The 18,291-nt window shown below is 43.2% G+C and carries 17 protein-coding genes and 2 tRNA genes; 2 read left to right on the top strand and 17 right to left on the bottom strand.

All coding sequences use genetic code 11. From position 1 onward, the window contains the following. Positions 1-2 precede the first annotated feature (2 nt). From ACSAZL_RS00960 to ACSAZL_RS01010, 11 genes are all read right to left on the bottom strand, one after another. Complete coding sequence (locus tag ACSAZL_RS00960) at positions 3-1,739, bottom strand: ATP synthase subunit A (protein ID WP_440946897.1); 1,737 nt, start codon at positions 1,737-1,739, stop codon at positions 3-5. After that, positions 1,730-2,035 (bottom strand): V-type ATP synthase subunit F, encoded by a 306-nt coding sequence (locus tag ACSAZL_RS00965; RefSeq protein ID WP_440946898.1) that lies wholly within the window; start codon positions 2,033-2,035, stop codon positions 1,730-1,732. Before ACSAZL_RS00965 ends, ACSAZL_RS00960 begins: the two co-directional genes overlap by 10 nt. Further along, a complete protein-coding gene (locus ACSAZL_RS00970; RefSeq protein WP_440946899.1) occupies positions 2,035-3,117 on the bottom strand; it encodes a V-type ATP synthase subunit C in 1,083 nt (360 codons plus the stop codon). Before ACSAZL_RS00970 ends, ACSAZL_RS00965 begins: the two co-directional genes overlap by 1 nt. 6 nt (positions 3,118-3,123) lie before the next feature. After that, positions 3,124-3,675, bottom strand: coding sequence for a V-type ATP synthase subunit E (locus ACSAZL_RS00975; protein ID WP_440946900.1), 552 nt, complete (start codon positions 3,673-3,675; stop codon positions 3,124-3,126). Between the two features lie 200 nt (positions 3,676-3,875). After that, positions 3,876-4,121: a V-type ATP synthase subunit K gene (locus tag ACSAZL_RS00980; protein WP_440946901.1), complete on the bottom strand. Its 246-nt coding sequence runs from the start codon at positions 4,119-4,121 to the stop codon at positions 3,876-3,878. Positions 4,122-4,125: 4 nt separating this feature from the next. Continuing rightward, positions 4,126-6,072 carry a V-type ATP synthase subunit I gene (locus ACSAZL_RS00985; protein ID WP_440946902.1) on the bottom strand — a complete coding sequence of 649 codons (1,947 nt, stop codon included), beginning with the start codon at positions 6,070-6,072 and terminating at the stop codon, positions 4,126-4,128. Next, entirely contained in the window at positions 6,065-6,394 is a 330-nt protein-coding gene (gene ahaH, locus ACSAZL_RS00990; protein WP_440946903.1) for an ATP synthase archaeal subunit H, read from the bottom strand. Before ahaH ends, ACSAZL_RS00985 begins: the two co-directional genes overlap by 8 nt. Before the next feature lie 1,047 nt (positions 6,395-7,441). After that, complete coding sequence (locus ACSAZL_RS00995; RefSeq protein WP_440946904.1) at positions 7,442-8,623, bottom strand: radical SAM protein; 1,182 nt, start codon at positions 8,621-8,623, stop codon at positions 7,442-7,444. Positions 8,624-8,761: 138 nt separating this feature from the next. Further along, a complete protein-coding gene (locus ACSAZL_RS01000) occupies positions 8,762-9,649 on the bottom strand; it encodes a geranylfarnesyl diphosphate synthase (protein ID WP_440946905.1) in 888 nt (295 codons plus the stop codon). After that, the gene (locus ACSAZL_RS01005) at positions 9,625-10,005 is read right to left on the bottom strand and encodes a cytochrome c maturation protein CcmE domain-containing protein (protein ID WP_440946906.1); all 381 of its coding nucleotides are present in this window, start codon (positions 10,003-10,005) and stop codon (positions 9,625-9,627) included. The genes ACSAZL_RS01000 and ACSAZL_RS01005 overlap by 25 nt, the downstream gene beginning before the upstream one ends. Before the next feature lie 25 nt (positions 10,006-10,030). Continuing rightward, positions 10,031-10,135 carry a CcmD family protein gene (locus ACSAZL_RS01010; protein ID WP_083755967.1) on the bottom strand — a complete coding sequence of 35 codons (105 nt, stop codon included), beginning with the start codon at positions 10,133-10,135 and terminating at the stop codon, positions 10,031-10,033. Between the two features lie 1,057 nt (positions 10,136-11,192). Here ACSAZL_RS01010 and ACSAZL_RS01015 point away from each other — a divergent pair. Beyond that, positions 11,193-11,264, top strand: a tRNA-Gly gene (locus ACSAZL_RS01015). A 69-nt stretch (positions 11,265-11,333) separates the two neighbouring features. Further along, positions 11,334-11,418: transfer RNA gene (locus ACSAZL_RS01020), tRNA-Leu, on the top strand. A 266-nt stretch (positions 11,419-11,684) separates the two neighbouring features. On the opposite strand, the gene ACSAZL_RS01025 is transcribed toward ACSAZL_RS01020, so the two are convergent. From ACSAZL_RS01025 to ACSAZL_RS01050, 6 genes are all read right to left on the bottom strand, one after another. Beyond that, entirely contained in the window at positions 11,685-12,146 is a 462-nt protein-coding gene (locus tag ACSAZL_RS01025) for a phosphatase PAP2 family protein (RefSeq protein ID WP_440946907.1), read from the bottom strand. Between the two features lie 172 nt (positions 12,147-12,318). Beyond that, positions 12,319-13,872, bottom strand: a complete 1,554-nt coding sequence (locus ACSAZL_RS01030; protein WP_440946908.1) for an MBL fold metallo-hydrolase — start codon at positions 13,870-13,872, stop codon at positions 12,319-12,321. Between the two features lie 186 nt (positions 13,873-14,058). Next, on the bottom strand, positions 14,059-14,511 hold the full coding sequence (locus ACSAZL_RS01035) for a GIY-YIG nuclease family protein (RefSeq protein ID WP_440946909.1): 453 nt from the start codon (positions 14,509-14,511) through the stop codon (positions 14,059-14,061). A gap of 26 nt (positions 14,512-14,537) precedes the next feature. After that, positions 14,538-15,512, bottom strand: a complete 975-nt coding sequence (locus tag ACSAZL_RS01040) for an ADP-ribosylglycohydrolase family protein (RefSeq protein WP_440946910.1) — start codon at positions 15,510-15,512, stop codon at positions 14,538-14,540. Between the two features lie 165 nt (positions 15,513-15,677). Continuing rightward, entirely contained in the window at positions 15,678-16,862 is a 1,185-nt protein-coding gene (locus ACSAZL_RS01045) for a DUF6765 family protein (protein WP_440946911.1), read from the bottom strand. 441 nt (positions 16,863-17,303) lie between these two features. Then, positions 17,304-17,846 (bottom strand): hypothetical protein, encoded by a 543-nt coding sequence (locus ACSAZL_RS01050; RefSeq protein WP_440946912.1) that lies wholly within the window; start codon positions 17,844-17,846, stop codon positions 17,304-17,306. Between the last annotated feature and the right edge of the window lie 445 nt (positions 17,847-18,291).

Consider the following 18,291-nt stretch of genomic DNA (forward strand, 5'->3'; position numbering starts at 1 on the left):
TGTTACCTACCTCCCAGGGCTGCAAACTCCTTATCCATTTTTGCAAGGACAGCGTTCAAAGAACCGTCAAAGTCCTCTTCAAACTTGACTTTGGGAAGCTCGTCCTTTGATTCCATCTTGATTATTTCCGAAGCCGGTACACCTGATTTAAGGGCGTCCATTGCAGCGTCTCCGTACTTCATGATGGACTGCATGATCCTGTACTGTTTTTCGAACGGGCTGTAGGTGTCTATCGGGTGGAATGCGTTCTGTTGCAGGAAGATTTCCCTTATCATACGGGTAATTTCAAGCAGAAGCTGCTGTTCTTCCGGCAGAGCATCAGAACCGACAAGCTGCACGATTTCCTGCAGTTCGGATTCTGTCTGCAGCATATCCATTGCCTTTTCCCTCATAGCAACGTAGTCGGGGGCCACGTTCTCAGTAAACCAGTCGTTAAGATCTTCCTTGTACAGACTGTAACTGTTCAGCCAGTTGATTGCCGGGAAGTGACGCCTCTGGGATAACTTTGCATCCAGAGCCCAGAATACCTTCACGATACGCAGAGTGTTCTGAGTAACAGGTTCGGAGAAGTCGCCGCCTGGAGGGGATACTGCACCAATAGCAGTAATTGAGCCTTTCTCACCACAGAGAGTCTCGGCAACCCCCGCACGCTCGTAGAATTCTGCCAGCCTTGCAGACAGGTATGCAGGGTAACCTTCTTCACCAGGCATTTCTTCAAGACGGGAGGAGATTTCTCTCATGGCTTCTGCCCACCTGGAGGTGGAGTCCGCCATCAGGGAGACGTTATACCCCATGTCACGGAAGTATTCCGCAAGTGTCATTCCTGTGTACACAGATGCTTCTCTTGCAGCCACAGGCATATTTGAAGTGTTAGCGACAAGGATGGTACGTTCCATGAGTGGCCTTCCGGTCTGCGGGTCTTCAAGTTCCGGGAAATCCCACAGAACATCTGCCATCTCGTTTCCGCGCTCTCCACAACCTACATAGACCACAATCTCGGTGTCACTCCACTTTGAAAGCTGCTGCTGGGTAACGGTTTTTCCCGACCCGAAAGGTCCTGGAATTGCAGCAGTTCCTCCCTTTGCTACAGGGAAAAGTCCGTCAAGGATTCTCTGCCCTGTGACCAGAGGCTTTTCAGGAGTAAGCTTTCTCCTCACCGGTCTTGGTCTTCTGACTGGCCATCTGTGCATCATCTGCAGTTCGGTTCCGTCGGTTAAGGTACAGACGGTATCTAAAACAGTGAAGTTTCCGCTCTTTATATCGGCGACTGTGCCCGACTTGTCAGGGGGCATCATGATCTTGTGTTCGAGGTTTACTGTTTCCTGAACAACACCAAGCACTTCACCGCCTTTTACGAAATCTCCCTTTTTAGCAACAGGTTTAAATTCCCACAGTTTTTTGTGGTCAAGCCCATCTGCAGTGACACCTCTCTTGATGAACCCACCCGTCTTTTCAAGCAGGACATGAAGTGGCCTCTGAACTCCATCATAAATACTGGAAAGAAGACCTGGGCCGAGCTCTACTGCCAGAGACATACCTGTAGTTATACAGGGCTCCCCTGGTCTGACGCCTCCCGTCTCTTCGTAAACCTGGATGATGGTCTTGCCACCTACTATCTGGATGACTTCGCCCATCAGCCCTTCGTTACCGACTTTGCAAAGGTCGTACATCTTTGCATCCAAGCCGATAGCGGTGACGACAGGCCCAGCCACACGATAAATTTCACCTTTTACTTCCACAGATCAACACCTACCGCTTGTTTTATTTTATCTCTTAAACTCATTGAGCCTTCTCCAGATCCTCCGAGGGCTACCACTGTGGGCTGGACAGACTCGTTCAAGTTTCTCCTTAAAATTTCCGGCAGATTACTAATGTCATCATTATGCATTACAAGAATCCCGATACTCTTATCTTCAAGCACCGATTTTACCGCGGACTCGCTGGTTGGGACATCAACGATTTCATAAACTTTTCTGATACCCGCCAGCCTGAACCCCGTGACAAACTCGCTCTTTCCGATCACTGCCAACTCCATTAGATAACCACCAACTGGTCTTTAATTAGTGTATCACTGAGGCCAGCCTCCTTACCTCTGAAAATAATCCGGAGGTTGTTGACCTCATTATTTTTATGGATAACATAGTCCATAATAGGTACAATTGAGATCGGAGATACATGCGAATAAGTGGTTGCAGATTCAAGATAGTACCTTATGAGCCTGCTTTCAACGATAGTCAGAGAAGCCGTTTCCAGACCCGCAACACCTGAAATTGCATCCCAATAGTCGGTTTTCCGAAGCTCATCGATAAACTGTTCATAAGGAATCGGTGCCAGTTTCTCGGGTTTCAGCTCCAGGCCACCTTCAATCATAAGGGGCATGATCTCATCAGACTTCTCAACTCCTGCTTTTTTCAGCCTGAAGAGGGTACCCAGGTTCTTGACATCGACTTCGAGTTTGATGAACCTAGCAAAGAGCTTACGGTCCTTGGACCTCGGTTTTCCGATTGCGGCAAACAGGCTTGAATAGTACATCTTGTCAAGCTCGTTTTCTATGTATGCCAGGTTATTTCCGTCAAACTCTTGCAGCAGGGGATAATAATCGGTCTCTTTCAGGGCATCGATGATTTCCTGATATGTGGCCTTGGCTGCAAGTTCTGACAGGAAGGTATAGGTAAACTCCCCGGCAGCAATAAGAGACTCGAGGATGTCCTCAACGGATGCATTGTAAAGTTTACCGCGGAGAAGCGTTTTTACATTCCAGATGTCATATCTTAAAAGATATGCCGCGATCAGGTAGTTCAATTCTCCTGAGGTGATCCTGAGCAACTTGTCATAGGTGAGCGCAAGATTCCTGTTTAATGCATGTTCTGCCAGATCGCCACCGCTGTATTTCATTGCCAGTTCGTCAACGTCGTTTTTGTATTCAGACTCTTGGATAAAGCGGGTAATTTCATCAATCCCCATGTTGAGAAGCCGCGGATACGTTTCTTTTGGAAGCAGCTTACTCTTCATCGCACGGACACGGGTTACGGCATAAGCATAGTTAGAAGTGCCTTTTTTCTTCTTATCGGATTTTCGTGAGGGTTTTTTCCCCCAGAGTCTCTCCAAAAGCCGCATCGAACATCACCCGTATAATATATCAGATATCTGCTTCAATGAACGCTCATACACGTTTTTCAGGATTGAATCATATGTGTAATCTAACCTGACTGTCCCGTCTTCGTTTTCCAGAACAACGCCGCCGATACAGTCAATATTACCAGCATAAGTTAATGAGGATAATTTCCTGACGGTCTCTTCTGAAGCCTTAGAAGAATAAATTCTAGCACCGCTAGCTTCATACTCGTTGATAAGATGCTTCAATAATGCTTCTTTTTTGGACGCCGGCATTGACTTGATGGACTCAACTGTCTGGCTATAAACATTATCTAGAAGTTCCTTGCGCTTGTTCAGCGTAATTCTTTTTACTTCCAGGTTTGCACTTGATATAACCTGCTGGTGCAGCTTTTGGAGGTCCTCTTCCACCTTGGCAAGGCTGTCCCCGAGCATCTTCTTCTGTACTTCTTTAGCCTCATTTGTGATCTCGGAGGCCTTTGCATCGCCTTCGGCTTTTATACGGGAAACCTCGGCTCTCGCACCCTCCTGGATGTCTTTTATAACGATCTCTAGTCCCATGCTTACACCTCCAAATAAATTTAGAGCAAAAAAGTGCTCTAAAGCTTAGAGCAAAACTCTAAGCTGCTTAGAGTGCAACGATACCTAAGGGGAAACTTAGAGCATATAAACACTCCAACTCCGCCTGGTAAGGGAAAAAACACCCAGAGAAGCTAAGAGTAATGCTCTAAGAAATTTAAGAGCGGGGTACGCTCTTAAATTTAAGCAGAATTGATAAGCAATGCAACGACAAGACCGAAGATAACGATGGTTTCAGGAATGACAGTAAGGATAAGGCCCTTACCGAATAACCCTTCGTTTTCTGCCATAGCGCCGATTGCTGCGGTACCGATTTCCTTCTCAGCCCATGCAGATGCAAGCCCAGTTACTGTGATTGCGAGTGCTGCACCGAGTGCTTTCATTCCGTCTGCGTCCAAGAAAGGTCCACCAATTGCTTCTCCTACCATGTTTTTATTCCTCCGTGTATTTTCTTATATATCCGAATGGGTTGTATTTTCTGCCCCCGCCTTCGTAGAATTTTCCGAAGAATTCTACATACTGCAACCTGAGTGCGTGCAGCCCGGGAGCGATGATACTCAGGACAGTGTTAAGTGCGTGTCCGAGTATAAACACAAGTATTGCAGCTATTGCTACGAAACCGATCTTGGAGTGATCAGCCCAGATCATTTCAAAAGCAATATCATTGACCGTTGAAGCGATGTAAATCGAAGACAGACCAACTGCGATAATACGGGCATACGACAACGCGTTACCCATAAGAGATGGTAATTCAATCGGACCTTTGATACCTTCACCCATGGTGAGCATCACAACTCCGAGAACAAGAACTACAGCACCGACATAAGCCAGTCCTGTGCCGCCAAGGTAGCCGATGGCTGCAAGAAGTACACCGAGTTCAATAACAAGCCAACTGCCTTTTTCAAGAACCGCATGCTTTACTCCGTGGTGCCTGGAGATGTTTGCAAATCCTAGCAGGAACCCGAGATTCAGTTGAAGCAGTCCTATCAGGACAGTTACTGCAATCATAGTCATTACCATGTGAGTTCTGTGAATCGGGAATGTAAATTCCTCGCCTCCGAGCCCTTCAAACAGAACAATAGTTTCCCAGCCCGGAATCAGGCCCGGAACCGATCCATGCGCCGTATGTAAACTCGCCAGGGAGAATCCCAAGAACTCGCCATAAATAATTCCGAATATAAATGTTGATATCTGACAATAGATCAGAATATTCATGAGATCGCCAACTGCATCTGACTTTATTGCTTTTTTGACAGCCAGTGCAATTGCTCCCAGTATCAGTGCATATCCGATGTCTCCGAGAATCAGCCCATACATCAGTGGGAAAGTGATTAAGATCACTGAGGATGGATCGAGTTCAGTATACTTGGGCCTGGAGTACAGGTCCATAATCTGCTGCATCGGCGCTGCAATTTTTGAGTTGTTGTACTCAACAGGGACATGCTCTTCTTCTTCCTCTTCTACTTCGAGGCTTGAGACATATGCCTTGCCGTTGGTGGCACTGTTGACCGCACTGACAACTTTATCATAATTCTCGGTGGGGGTCCAGCCTTCTATTATGAATGCGTTTGCAGATGTAGCTATTCTCAGAGGCAGTTCTGCCTTCTGACTCTCGATGCTCAAGATCTCGTCGCTGGCGAGGATGAAATCGGCATACTTGGTTTTCAAGGATTCGATTTCATTTCTTAAGGACTCGATCTTCCTGGTGACTTCGGCTTCTTTCTGTTCGATAAATCTTAACAGTTCGCTTGGGACACCACCTCTTTCCGGAACTCTGAGTTCTCTGAATCCAAAACCCTGAAGTAATTCGTAGACTTTGTCGGCATCGCTTTTGGCTACAAACAGTACAACAGCCTTTGATTGAGGGTCAAAGTACAGCTCGTAAGCTTTGGTGATGCTTGAAATCTGACTTCCATCCAGGTTTCCTTTTACTGTGCCTGCGAAAACCTTAAGGCTCTCGTAACCACGGTAGTCATCAAAGTCCAGATTGATGGCCAGATAGGGCATGAGTTCCCTTTTCTGGGAATCCAGGTCTTTCAGCTCATTTTCAAGCTGGGCAATTGCTTCGGTTTTGGTCGCAATCGCCCTGTCCAGTTCATCCAGCTTTGAATCAAGGTCGCGCAGAACAGAGTCAGTTTTCTGAACTACCGGTTCTTTTTGTACAATCCCCAAATAATTGGCGATAGAACGGATCTTCACAAGCTTTTTCGAGACTTCTTCTGCGTTTTTCAGTGGCTTGCTGATCTTAAAACCAGACTCGTCTTCGACAAAATCTTCTATATGAAAGAGATTCGTATCATGTAATGAATCGATGGTTTGTTTCAATATGCTTTTATGCCCGACAATAACGGCCCTTGTCATCTCTTTAGGTCTACTCATTAAGGACCGCCCTCTCAAACTCCTGTACAAGGTAATTGACGGATTTGTCGATATTAGCTTGAGCTTTTTGGGACATGGCTAATGCGTTTTTTTCACCATCGTTTATGATCTTATCTCTTTCCTCCAGGATCTTTTCTTCACCTACTTTAAAAGAGTCTTGTGCAGCTTTATGTGCATCGATTTCGGCCTGTCGCAGGATTTCCCTGGCTTCGGCCCGAGCATCGGAGATGCGCTTGTTTTTGGAATCAACGGCTTCGTCAACCATTGATTTAGCGCTCTCTTCCGCCTTTTTTATTTCGGATAAGATTTCATTTTTAGCCATGTGAATCTCCGTCTCTCAAAATTTAATATATAAATTAATAATTAAAAATCCCTACTCCAATGGAGGTAGTTAACAAATCCTTCGCGAAAGAACTATATAACAGCTTCGGTTTTATCGAAGAGGACATGAATAATTATAACGATCAATCATTATATACTAAATTTGCAGGAAATTTTTAAGAATTTTAAAAATATAAATATCAAAATATATGGTTAAAATCCAAAAGATTAAATAGAACAGTAAAAAATAATTAAATAGAAACAGTTGAATATAATTAATTGACAAAAAATGCTGAATCCTGCCCGCATAAAAGAAACGTAAAGCCATGAAAAAACTTTTTTAAATTAATGTTTTAATAGAGGATTTTAAGTTCAGTCAAAAATAAGTATGAATTTACGGCCTGGGCTTAAAACTTCGTAAAATTAATTCCATATGGTTATTTAGCCTTAAAACGCACACATCCTCCTTTTTTACAGTTAAGAAATTTAAAGTGATTTTAAATAAGAAAAAAATGAATTTATTAAGAGTTAGATATAGAACTATTTTTTAAAATATATACAGTATTTTTCAGATAATGTAGATCTTTTCTCCAACAATGAATTATTTATTTTTGAGAGATTCAGGTCTTTTTTAATAAATATTCTGATCCTAAATATGTGCGCAAAACTAAAGGAATGAAAATTCCCGTGCAGGATCCTATTTAACTGGAAAGTAAATCGGGATGGTGATACAGAATAAGACTTTGGCTCTTATTTAAAAATTAATACAGTAATTGGGGAAAATAAGGGTGAAAAATTCTCCTTATACTCAAAACTTGGAAAAATATTGAAGGAAAATGTGAAGAGTATAAGAGATGAAACTGAAGATTGTCAGGGAAAGGTAGAAAAGCCGGTAAAATCCGAGAAGATGGGAAAACGAACTAATGGACCCTTAATAATGGTATAAAAGCTAAAAAAACCTGAAAAATGTAAAAAAAAGCTAAAAAAATCTGGAAAATGTAAAAAAGTCAAAAATAAGTAAATACCCTTTTAGGGCATTAAAAGGGAATTATTTAAGCCGGTAAGGAATTCTGGCTCCCTGGGGGATAGTGTGTATGTACTCCTTCCGGAATTCCGGGTTTCTCATCATGCAATAGGCTGCATTATCCTTTTTGTAAGCATTGTGCTTTCCCATGCGTTTCCAGATAATCTCCAGGGGCTCTTCGGAGACATTGCCAAAAGATAGTGGGGTATACGCACAGGGCATTACTTCCCCGTCCGAAGCCACGTGCATCCAGCGCCTGCCGGCAAAGCATCCGAAAAGTTCAGGTCCCATAAAATAGGGGAAAGCCGTAACCCTCGGACCTTCAGGTTTGCTATTCATGGCTTTCTGGAAACTCTGAAGCCTTGAGACGTCCTTTTCGCTTATTACCTCGTCCTCGTGCTCAAGCCAGCGTCCTACCGCAATGATCTCATAGATTGACATCTCCTTCATTTCCATATCGGCTGCAAGGGAATAAAACTCCTCAAGGTCATCGATGTTATGCGGGGATACGACAACAAACATGTCAGTGAGGATTCCTGCGGCACCTGCATTCCTTATCCCGTCAACTGCATCTTTGTATGCGCCGGTTCGGCCTCTGATGCGGTCGTGTTCAGCTTCGAAAGGACTGTCAAGGCTGATCCTTGAAGCGTACAGGCCTGCAGCTTTTAGGGCTTTTGCTCTCTCTTCGGAGAGTTTGAAGCCTGAAGTAAAACATGTAGCAATTGCCTTTGTCTTATCTACCCTGGCTACCATCTCAACGAGATCGTTTCTGAGCATTGTCTCTCCGCCGTCAAAGGAGATCAGATAGGCGCCAAGATCAAGGCTCTGGTCAACAGCGGAACAGATCTCGTCCAGGGTCAGTTCCTTTTCAGGTTTTATGTCGGCTGCCCCGCAATGAATACACCTGTTCGGACAGCGGGCGGTTATCCCTATTGAAAATTGATCTGGAACACGTTTCTTTCTTATGGAGGCAATTTCGGCACTTATAACCCGGCTGAAAACAGGGCCCGGGATGGGGGGAATCCAGGTAGAAAATATAATCTCTTCTTCACTTATTGAAATGGGTTTTTCTTCCGCAAAGATGTTATTTATACGTTTCAGAAAGGGTTTTGCAAGGTGGGAAAGAGGGCCCTCTGCATCGAGCACCATCTTTTCATTTTCCGTGCTGGCGTTTACCTTAATCACCGGGCTATCATATACTCGCATGGATACACCTGATAAAGTTAGTGTCAAAAGCTGAAAACTTTAAGGGTTTAAGTAAGCAACTAAATGGTATCATTTGTGGCATTTTAGATCCAGAAATTTGACAGAGTTAATTCATTTTTCAGGATGAGCGGGGCTAAATCAGATATTTTCAAGCATGTCTACGGTTATATAATCCGTTATCTGGAAAAGCTTATCCCTTGCCGAACATGCTCTGAATGTTCCCAGGGTTTCTTTTGCGGCACTAACGTGCTTCCGTACGGAATTTATGGATTTCTCCAGGGCTTCTTCCTTTGGCATATTTCTCATGTAAATGTGCGGCAGGGTTTCAGACGTGAATTTGGATTCCTTGCCCTCGACAACTTCCAAAAATTCAAGGATGTCATCAACAATCTGATATGCAGTTCCCAGGGAATTTCCAAAGAAGCTAAAACGCTCCGCAAGAGCCTCATCAGCTCCTCCCGTATATGCCCCGATGGATGCACTGATTGCGAATAGAGAAGCCGTCTTTTTATATATGCATTTAAAATAATCGTCTTCTCCGAAGTTATCGTCGTCAAGCCTCAGGTCAAGGACTTCTCCTTCCGCCATATCCATTCCGGCTTTTCCAAAATTTTGGACGACCTTTTCCCCATAAGGAGATATGAAAGTAATTGATTTTGCAATGAGATAGTCCCCACAGAGCAGGGCTCTGGAAGGCCCGAATTTTTCGGGGGCAGAGGGCATGTTCCTCCGGATAAGTCCCTGATCAAGCAGGTCATCATGAATTAAAGAAGCCGAGTGCATCATTTCAACAGCAAGGGCAGCATCAAGGCTCCGGGAATACGAGCCCGAGCAGATCTCACTGGCCAGAAGCAGGATAATTGGCCTAATTCGTTTTCCACCGGAATGACAGACATGTTCGACCATTTTTTTTAAGCTGGAGTTCTCTATCCGGGCGATTGAGTCCTCGATCCCGGTTTCAACATATCTGTATTCTTCCCACTCTTCAATATTCATCAATATTACTCCGTATACTTTGACGGGCATCCGGTAATGATCTTATTTGCCTCAAACGTAGATTCGGAAATCATTGTTCCGCTAACGGTTACCTGTTTTCCTTCGGCAAGATTGGAAGGGAGGTCTCCTACATAGTTCACATGTATCTTAAGGTTTTCATCATTTTCGTCTTTCAGTTCAAATGATGTCACGCCAGGAGCCTTTTCAAGGCTTCCAGCTTCTACGATTCCTACGGCATTTACATTCTGCCCGGCATAGCCCTGAGGGTCGGAAAGCAGCTCGGATACTGCCAGGTACCCTTCCGAAGAGTCGACTCCGTATAACCCTATAAGGAACACACCAGCAATAAAAGCAACTGCAAGCAGTGATTTCTTTTTTTTATTCATTTTAAAACCCCGTATGGCTCGATCATTACATTAACCTTTTGTTGAACTCCGCGTACGTCTTGAGTAATGAAAGGAGGTAGGCAAATATGAGTATCCAGCTGATTGCAAAAGCCAGAATAAAGGGTTCCATTTGTATCACATCTCTGCGTTATCAGTTTCTTCAGCCCGGTTTTGAAGCCAGGGCGGGGTAAAGGAAGAAAGCTGGTTTTGAAAACTTGTGTCTAGCTCTATATAAGAGTATATATTCCTTCTCAGAGAAATAAGATTCCTGGGGGTAAAGCATGAGAAATCTCATTTTTATTCTCAACAGTAAAAATAATAATAGTAATTTTTATCTTAAGTGCGGCATATTATTTTTACTGTATTATATTATATCTTCTATATTTGTAAATTTAGAAATTTTACAAAGAAGATGCCTGGGGGAGAGGTGTTTTTCTTTCAAAAAGTAGCAAAAAACAACGAATTTAGCAGGGAAGTTCGTCCAAATCCTAACTAAAAATGTTCAATTGTTAATCCGGTATTTTAAGGATTTTACTCTATAATATTCATGTTAAAATTCCATTTTCAGGTCAGCAGGGTTAACAATAAAATATCATCTCTCGTATAAAATTTAATTATTTACTACTCATGACATTACTCATGACGTTAATATGATAACTTAACCGGTGCTTTCAATTGTTTTAATTGTTTTCTAAACGTTTTCTTTCGCACGATCAATGCCATTGATCTGATTCAGTCTCGTAGTCTTTCTTGCCCACTGGATTTTCAGGTAGTCCACCTTTATATGTCCATTTATTTTTTCCGGAAAGATAGTCTGACGAGATTGTGGGGGTACATGCTGACCTTTGGATTGAAAGATGGTTTCAGATAGTTTTCAGAACCAAGTATAAGTCGAGAACTTTTCCTTACTGGCGACAGGCAGGTCATGTCCCGGCTCAGCCCAGGGAAATAATCCGAAAAGTCATTTTCAGGTATTGTGAATGATATTTATTAACTGATCAATAGGGTCTGTCGAGAATCAAGGAAGAGAATAAGTAAGAGCTAGTCCAAAGAATTTCATAAAAGTTGGAAAAATTATAGTAAATGAAAAGGGATATCTGCTGCATTAATGTCGGAGTTTGAGAAAAATACGGGATGTCAAGCGAAAACATTATATTTAACAAATACCTCTAAAGGTGTTGCAGTTTGCGTTGATGGTCTAGCGGCTATGACTTGGGCCTTCCAAGCCCAAAACCCGGGTTCGAATCCCGGTCGGCGCATTTAACCTTTTTCCGAATAGTTTTAAATTTTCTTTTTTCTTATTTTATCACAAACAAAGATGTCGTAGTGCGAGGGTTGCCCAGCCAGGTCAAAGGCGATGGGCTTAGGACCCATTTTCGTAGGAATTCGTGCGTTCGAATCGCACCCCTCGCATTTTCCTTTTACATGATTTTTTTACAAGTTTTTTGCAGAATTCTTTTTACAGGATTCTTTTTACAGGGTTCTTTTTGCAAGATTCTTTTTACGGAGTTCTTTTTTACAGGATTTTTTTAACAGGGTGTAGCATTTTAATTAAATTTCTTTACGGATTTTTTTCCTTCACGCTGATCTTTTTCCATTTCCTCGGACCATGGCCGAATATTTTTCGGATTATCAGACAATATCAAGGCCGCTGAAGCGTTTGATCAAAAAGCTCGTCTTCACTTTTCGGCCGGGGGTTCCGGAGAATTTCCGAAAAGTCCGTATTTTATCAGCATCTTTTCAACATAAAGCCAGAAAAATCCGACCAGGCAGCCTATAAATGCGCCTACAATCACATCCGAAGGGTAATGGACTCCTATAAATATCCGGCTCAAACTTACGGTAATGGCAAAAGCCCAGACTAAAAGTTTGTACTTCCCTGCCCTCGGATGCAAAAAGGTAGCCAGAGCAAAGGATATGAGAGAGTGTCCGCTTGGCATCGAGTATCCTGTAGTACAGGTCACAAAACGGACGTCTTCAGGTCTTGGAACTTCAAAAACAGGTTTTAGAGCCAGGGCTAAAGACCATGCCGATATGAGTAAGGCAAGGAAAAGGATCGTTTCCTGTCTGCTTCTGTAATAATAGAGAGCAGCAATAATCAGAAACAGAAAATAATCGAATTCGAGGCTTACAAATAACATGAAAGGGTCCAGAAAGGAAAAAGAGTTCAGAAACGCCAGAACATAATAATCGAACTGAGAAAACATTGACAAGCAGGATCACTTCTTAGCTTTGCCGAATACCAGGGCTAAAACCGATTTTCTTTAATCAATTTGTTTATTTTCGGATTTCAAATTATCTATTTTTTAACGCCTATTTCCTGCACATGCTTTTCTCTTGCGGAATTTTTCTTGCAAGGTATCTCTCTGAACCGGGATGCTCTACAAGCTTTCCGTCTTCAAGTATTGATACCGAACCATGTCCGCAGCAGATGAGGCATTTCTTTCCCTTTTTCAAGAGCCTGTTATCAAGTTCCAGTATCAGGGACATGAGAGCGTTTCGTTCTTCCCTTGCGAGGGTGCTGTCCACATTTACCGATGTCATGAGATAGTCTGCCAGGACATTGTACTCCGTCCTCTCCTTACTCAGGCTCCTGAAGTTGATCACCGCATCCTGGGGGAAGACAAGCCCTTCTTCCGGACACAGGTAGAAGATTTCCCCATGCATGTGCCCACCCAGTCCCTGAAGGGCTTCAAACTCAAGACTTCCTATCCTGAAGCGGGCAATAAGCGGAAAAGCTCCCCTTTTCTCGGCTTCTTCAGCCTGTGCTGAGATCTCAGGGAAAAGGATCACATTTGAAGGAGGGGTAAACCTTGAAAAGAGATTAATCATTTTTGTATAGACCTCTTCAAGGATGCAACCCTGGTTGCTGGACCCATAGGCTCGGCTGGTTTCCCGCGTAATTTTCAGGGTTTCCTCATTGAGGTAAGAGGGAGCAGAAAAATAGCCTGCAGCCCCGCAGTGGTCCGCGTCTGCATGGGTAACGTAGATTCTTTTAAGGAGGCTCAGGTCCCCAAGCCCGTAGTGCTGGAGCATATTGACTACATCAGGCTGGTATATCCCGTACCCCGTATCAATCATGACCCTTTCGTCGGGTGTATCGAAAAGATAGACGTTTCCTCCGCAGGGGAGCTGAAAGCAGAAAAGTTCGATTCCGTCCTTTACCCTGACCCTCTGCACATCCGCATAAAAGCCTTCTCCTGATGTCCGGCTGAGGGTTTCCCCGACTTTGAGGATGTTCTCAAAGACCTCAACAGGATCTTTCCGCAGGTTTGAAAGCTCCTGAGCGATGTGATTGATATCATGCAAAAATTTCATTAAAAAGGCATCTTCTGCGTTTCCGACATAGCTCCTCAGTTTCTGGGCAAGCCGGAGGTAAAAAACCGTATCATCGAGCTTTTCTCCTGTTGTGTCATACTCGACAATCTCAAGCCTGTACTTTGATTTGAGCTGGTTCAGGAGTGCATCTATAAGGCTGGCATCTTCGATGTTCAGGCTCACGACAAGCCTTTCGGGGTGCTGCCCCCGATCATCAAAATCAAGGAATGTGATATTTGCCCCTGAAGAAGTGGTGTGGTTCAGGAAATCGAATAAAGCTCCGGGGCAGTTCGGAAGGTATACATTGAATTTCAAAAAAGCCACAGGCTGCAGGGAGGTCTGGAGGTACCCTATTCTTTCCAGCTCCTCAAGGATTTTCTGATAAGCCTTCGGAGCCGCCGTCACCTCGAAAAAGACGGTGTTCCTGTCGATCCTCCGGTCATACTGGATCCGGTTGATGTTTCCTTCATACCGCGTGATAATCTCGGCTGCTCTGTGCAGGGCTCCTGGCTTATCCGGCATGCAGGCGATAAAAGAGAATTGTTCCATGAAACATCCCCTGATCAGGTAAAAACCGTTTTTCTGGTTAATTTAGATAAAATCCTGCCTTACTTTAAACTTTCCTGTATCTGTAAGAAAGAAGGATTAAAGAAAATAATAATTCGTTACTCAATAATAATTCATCATTCAATAATAGTTCAATGCTCAATAATAATAAAGCCATTCAATAATAGTTCAGCACTCAAGCACAACAGCCCGGAGCCCAAGTGCCTCAAAGATTCCTTTGATTTCCGAAAGAGGATTTTCTTTTCTGTAAAAAAGATGGGATTTGCAGGCACAGTCCGTACACCCGAATCCCGGAACCGAATCTCCTCCGATCCCGCGGGCAAGTTCACATTCAAGTCGGTCAGAAGTACTAGCACAAACTGCCCATGCCAGTTTGAACGAAGAGTTAAGATGGAGATAATCCACATGCCATCTGGGATTTTTATCCTTTTTCGAAGAAAGGTCAATATGCCTTCTGACTCGCTTCATACCTCCGGGTCCGAGGGCCGAACCTGTATAGATATGAAAACCTTCCGAAAATGAAAAAGTGCCCTTTTTCCCTACTTCTATCACGCAATCCCTGTTCTCGAACACAAGGCAGTAAACTCCTTTTTCGGAAAAGTCCATTTTTGAAAAATCCATTTTCAAAGACCTCCGGGTTTAAGCCCTCAATTCATCCTGAAATAATTCATCCCGGAAACCTGAAAATGCTTCTCAAGCAGAGGCGTAACCATTCCTTCCAGTTTCTCTTTCTCCTTAAGGGCTTCAATCCAGGAGGTCGGAACTGCTTCGATTCCAAGTCTTGCCCCGATAATTCCGCCTGCAACACTGCCCACAGAATCCGAGTCTCCTGTTATGTTCACTGCAGTTTGAACGGCTTTTTTGTAATCATCAGGATATCTCAGGATGCAGAAATAGGAAAGTGCAAAGGTTTCATCTGCATACCAGCCCTGGCCGATTTTCTGGAGAGCCTCTTCGTCGCTTAAATTACTGTGAGCAATATCATAAGAGCCTTTGAGGGCTTCCGTAAACTCGTCAGAAATTCCTTCCGTTACCTTGAGAAGGGGTAAAAACATATCTTCCGGAGCTACCCCATCAAGAGCCAGTTTCACGGCGTATGCCCCTGCAACGGATGCAGCATCTGCAGTCGGGTGGGAATGGGTGATTCTGCCGGAAATTGAGGCAGCTATAATCAATTTTTCAGGATCATTTCGGAAAATGAAACCAAGAATTCCAACCCTCATGAGGCTTCCGCATGTTTTTGAGTTGATTCCCGACCTGCTCCAGGAAATCCCGTCCCTGAGATTAAGGGCTGCACCTCTGGTTGTCGCTCCTGCACCAAGGTCGGGTTCATCCAGCCACAGGATCAGTTCCTCTGCAATCTTATCCATAAGTCCGGGAAGTTCAAGTTCTGCTCCATGCAGGAGCCCACGGGCAAGCACAAGCATCAACTGGGTATCATCAGTCCAGGGGGATTCCGGGGTAAGCTCAAGAATTCCCTTTTCTCCGTATTTCTCTTTAATCTGTTCAAGGGTCAGGTGTTCTACGGGGCGGCCGAGAGCATCAGCACAGGCTACGCCGAAGAGGTAGCCTCGAAGCTTACTTTCAAGATCAGGAGTGGGTTGTGTGTTTCCTGTACTCATGGTTTCAGTTCCATAATTCAAACTAGCTTCGATTCCAAAATAAATTCATTATTTATTGGAAAAATCCGTGATCGGCGACTATATTCAAATGTCAAGTTTTATGAACCAATTTCGTAATCGCAGTACTTTTTATAACTGGATCAAATTAATCTGAACTTATTTTATCTAATCTAACGGTATTTTATTTTTAGAGAGAGATGATTTCACGAAATCCAGATGTTCAATTGCTGCTTTATTGAATTTGTAATAATCTGTTCCTGTACTGGATCCCGTTTTTTTGACAACATTGAGCCAGAGATCCTTATTATATTCTTCAGGCATGACTACAGAACCAAGAGATCCATCAGTTATTGCTTTTTTCCACAAATTGCATCGCATTTCGGAAGCCTTGTCACCTAAACCAAAATCATGCTTTGTTCTCAATATATTATCAATAGCAGAGATATATTTCTGGTCTATAAGTTCGATATTAGAGATGTCAAATCTTTTTCTCTCTTTGATGCATTTAAGAGCTGTAACCATCTGTTTGAATATCTTGAGGTACTCAACTGGGTTATCCTTTATTATCGACGTTGAAGACCATTTCGGAGAGTATTCATACCTAATCCAAGGATAATCAGGAACTGACCCCATGCGGCCATGACCTAGGTAGAATATCGAATCATAATAGATTGTTGTGGATGGTGTGGATTGTTCTCCACCTGAGATTGGTAGCCATGGAACTTCTTTCTTTGGATTTGATGTAAGATCGTAGACCTTGGCACCCGCATCGTTTACATGCCACGCTGGAGTTCCTGCGTAATATGCATGAGCTGCCGTATCTGCAAGAACATGCATTCTGAGACCGATAAGATGGGTCTCATATGGCTGCCCCACATGTTTATTTATGATATCATTGATCATTGCCATAGCCATTGGACTCTCGGGCAGACATAGAAGCCTGAACTCCAACTTGGCCTTATCATTATAGTCCCAACTCTTGACAGGAAAAACAGAAGGAAATGAATCATGCTGGGGGCCTGTATATTCCCTCATCCTCGATGAAGCATTGGGGTCCGAAAGTGTCTGAGATTCATAGTTTCCGGGCAGGAAGTGAAAGAGAATCCAAACTTGATGCAATTCTGAAAGAGATGGTCCTGATCCAACCGTAGTCCATCCAAGCTCACCTGTGGTATGGCATGTTGGGATGGGTTGGAAATCAATACCGTAATCTCCCTGATTGATCAATAGTCTGTGGACAGAGTCATCGACATACTGTGCCGCATGAGCTATTGTCTGAGCTTCTCTAGCAGAATACCCTGCATAGCAGGCAGCTACATAGGTTCCATAGTAATGAAAATCTTTATCCATTTGTTATCTTCCTCCAATATTATCCTGTATTAATATCTGCCAAACAGTGTAACTATATTTATAAAGTTAAAACATTGCATATTACAATAAAGTGGAATGTGTTTCTAAAGTCTCAATAATGACTGTAATTTTATATATGAAAAGCAAAAAATGTAACCTGGCTCTTCATGACATAATAGCAGTGACTTACGCAGTTGAACTTAGAAATCAATATCATCAGTGTCTGAATCATATATTTAATCACAGAGTCTATCTTGCTTGATTTCGTACTTAAGTACGTAAGTAATTCCTGATTAGATCTCAAAGACCTGTTGCTTCTTGAAATCTGGATCTATCTTTTTTGATTTAAAGCCCTGCTCTGGCTCTGAACACGTTGCTGCCCTGAAGCCTTAATCATTTTTTTCATATGCTTCTACGTAGCAACTTGCCTACTGTCGGGTTTTACCCTCTATCTTTCTGGTTGGAAAAATCTGCATTTTCAGCTGTTTCGGAAAGGTCATTGAGGAGAACCATAATTCCTGACACACACAAAAAAATTCCCATCAAATACGGCACTGTTTGAGCATGCCTCAATATCATTAACCAATAAGGTTGATTGATAGGTATCCACGTTATCGGTGCCATGAAGCCGATCAGGCACACAAAGGACAGTGTCTCTAAACGAATGAATAGAGCAGGAAATTTTTCCCGACTTGCCCCATATATAATTGTGGCCACTACTAATACGCTGGCAGATACCTCCAGTGTTAACTGGGAACGGTCTTCTAAAAAGTTGAAAAGACTCTCCTCCAATTCCACGTTTCCCACAGAAAGATTACACCCTATAATAAGTCCATTTGCCAGCATAAACAGGATGCATAAACAAAACGGTATGCATAATGTTTTAATCACTTTCTGCGATTTCATTGCTCCGCTGTAAATCCAGAGTGAGATCCATGCAAGAATGCCTATCATATAAATGGCACAAACATTGATACTTTCCATTTTCCTCACCTTTTTTGGGTTACCCAAAAAATGAGTGTTCGGATAGCTTGCAATCGGACAGATCGTAGCTATCCATCACCTCTTGTCAGCCAATTTCATCCTATCTAACAGATAATCAGCGGCGGATATCCGTGCTAAAAAGAACGAACCTCTACCGCTCACTCTGCTCGCATTAGGATCAGCCGAAAGTGCAGTCATACTCTGAGAAATCCTTTTAGCTGATCCAACATGCAAGCGGTTAGGTGGTCGCTATGTACACTTAATAAATCTGGAACTTACACACTTGAAGCACAAAAATCAAGCATCGTAGACTTTGTAATTGAAAGGATGTTTTTTTATAGTTGAAGGTCGAAAGTATGTTGATCTTATAGTTCAACCGTGTAAACTTCACACATCTTCGAGCATAAATCCCTTGCAGCTCCTCGCAGTTTTTTGCAATTATCTT

This window comes from Methanosarcina mangrovi (genome assembly GCF_052057765.1).
Classification (GTDB): domain Archaea; phylum Halobacteriota; class Methanosarcinia; order Methanosarcinales; family Methanosarcinaceae; genus Methanosarcina.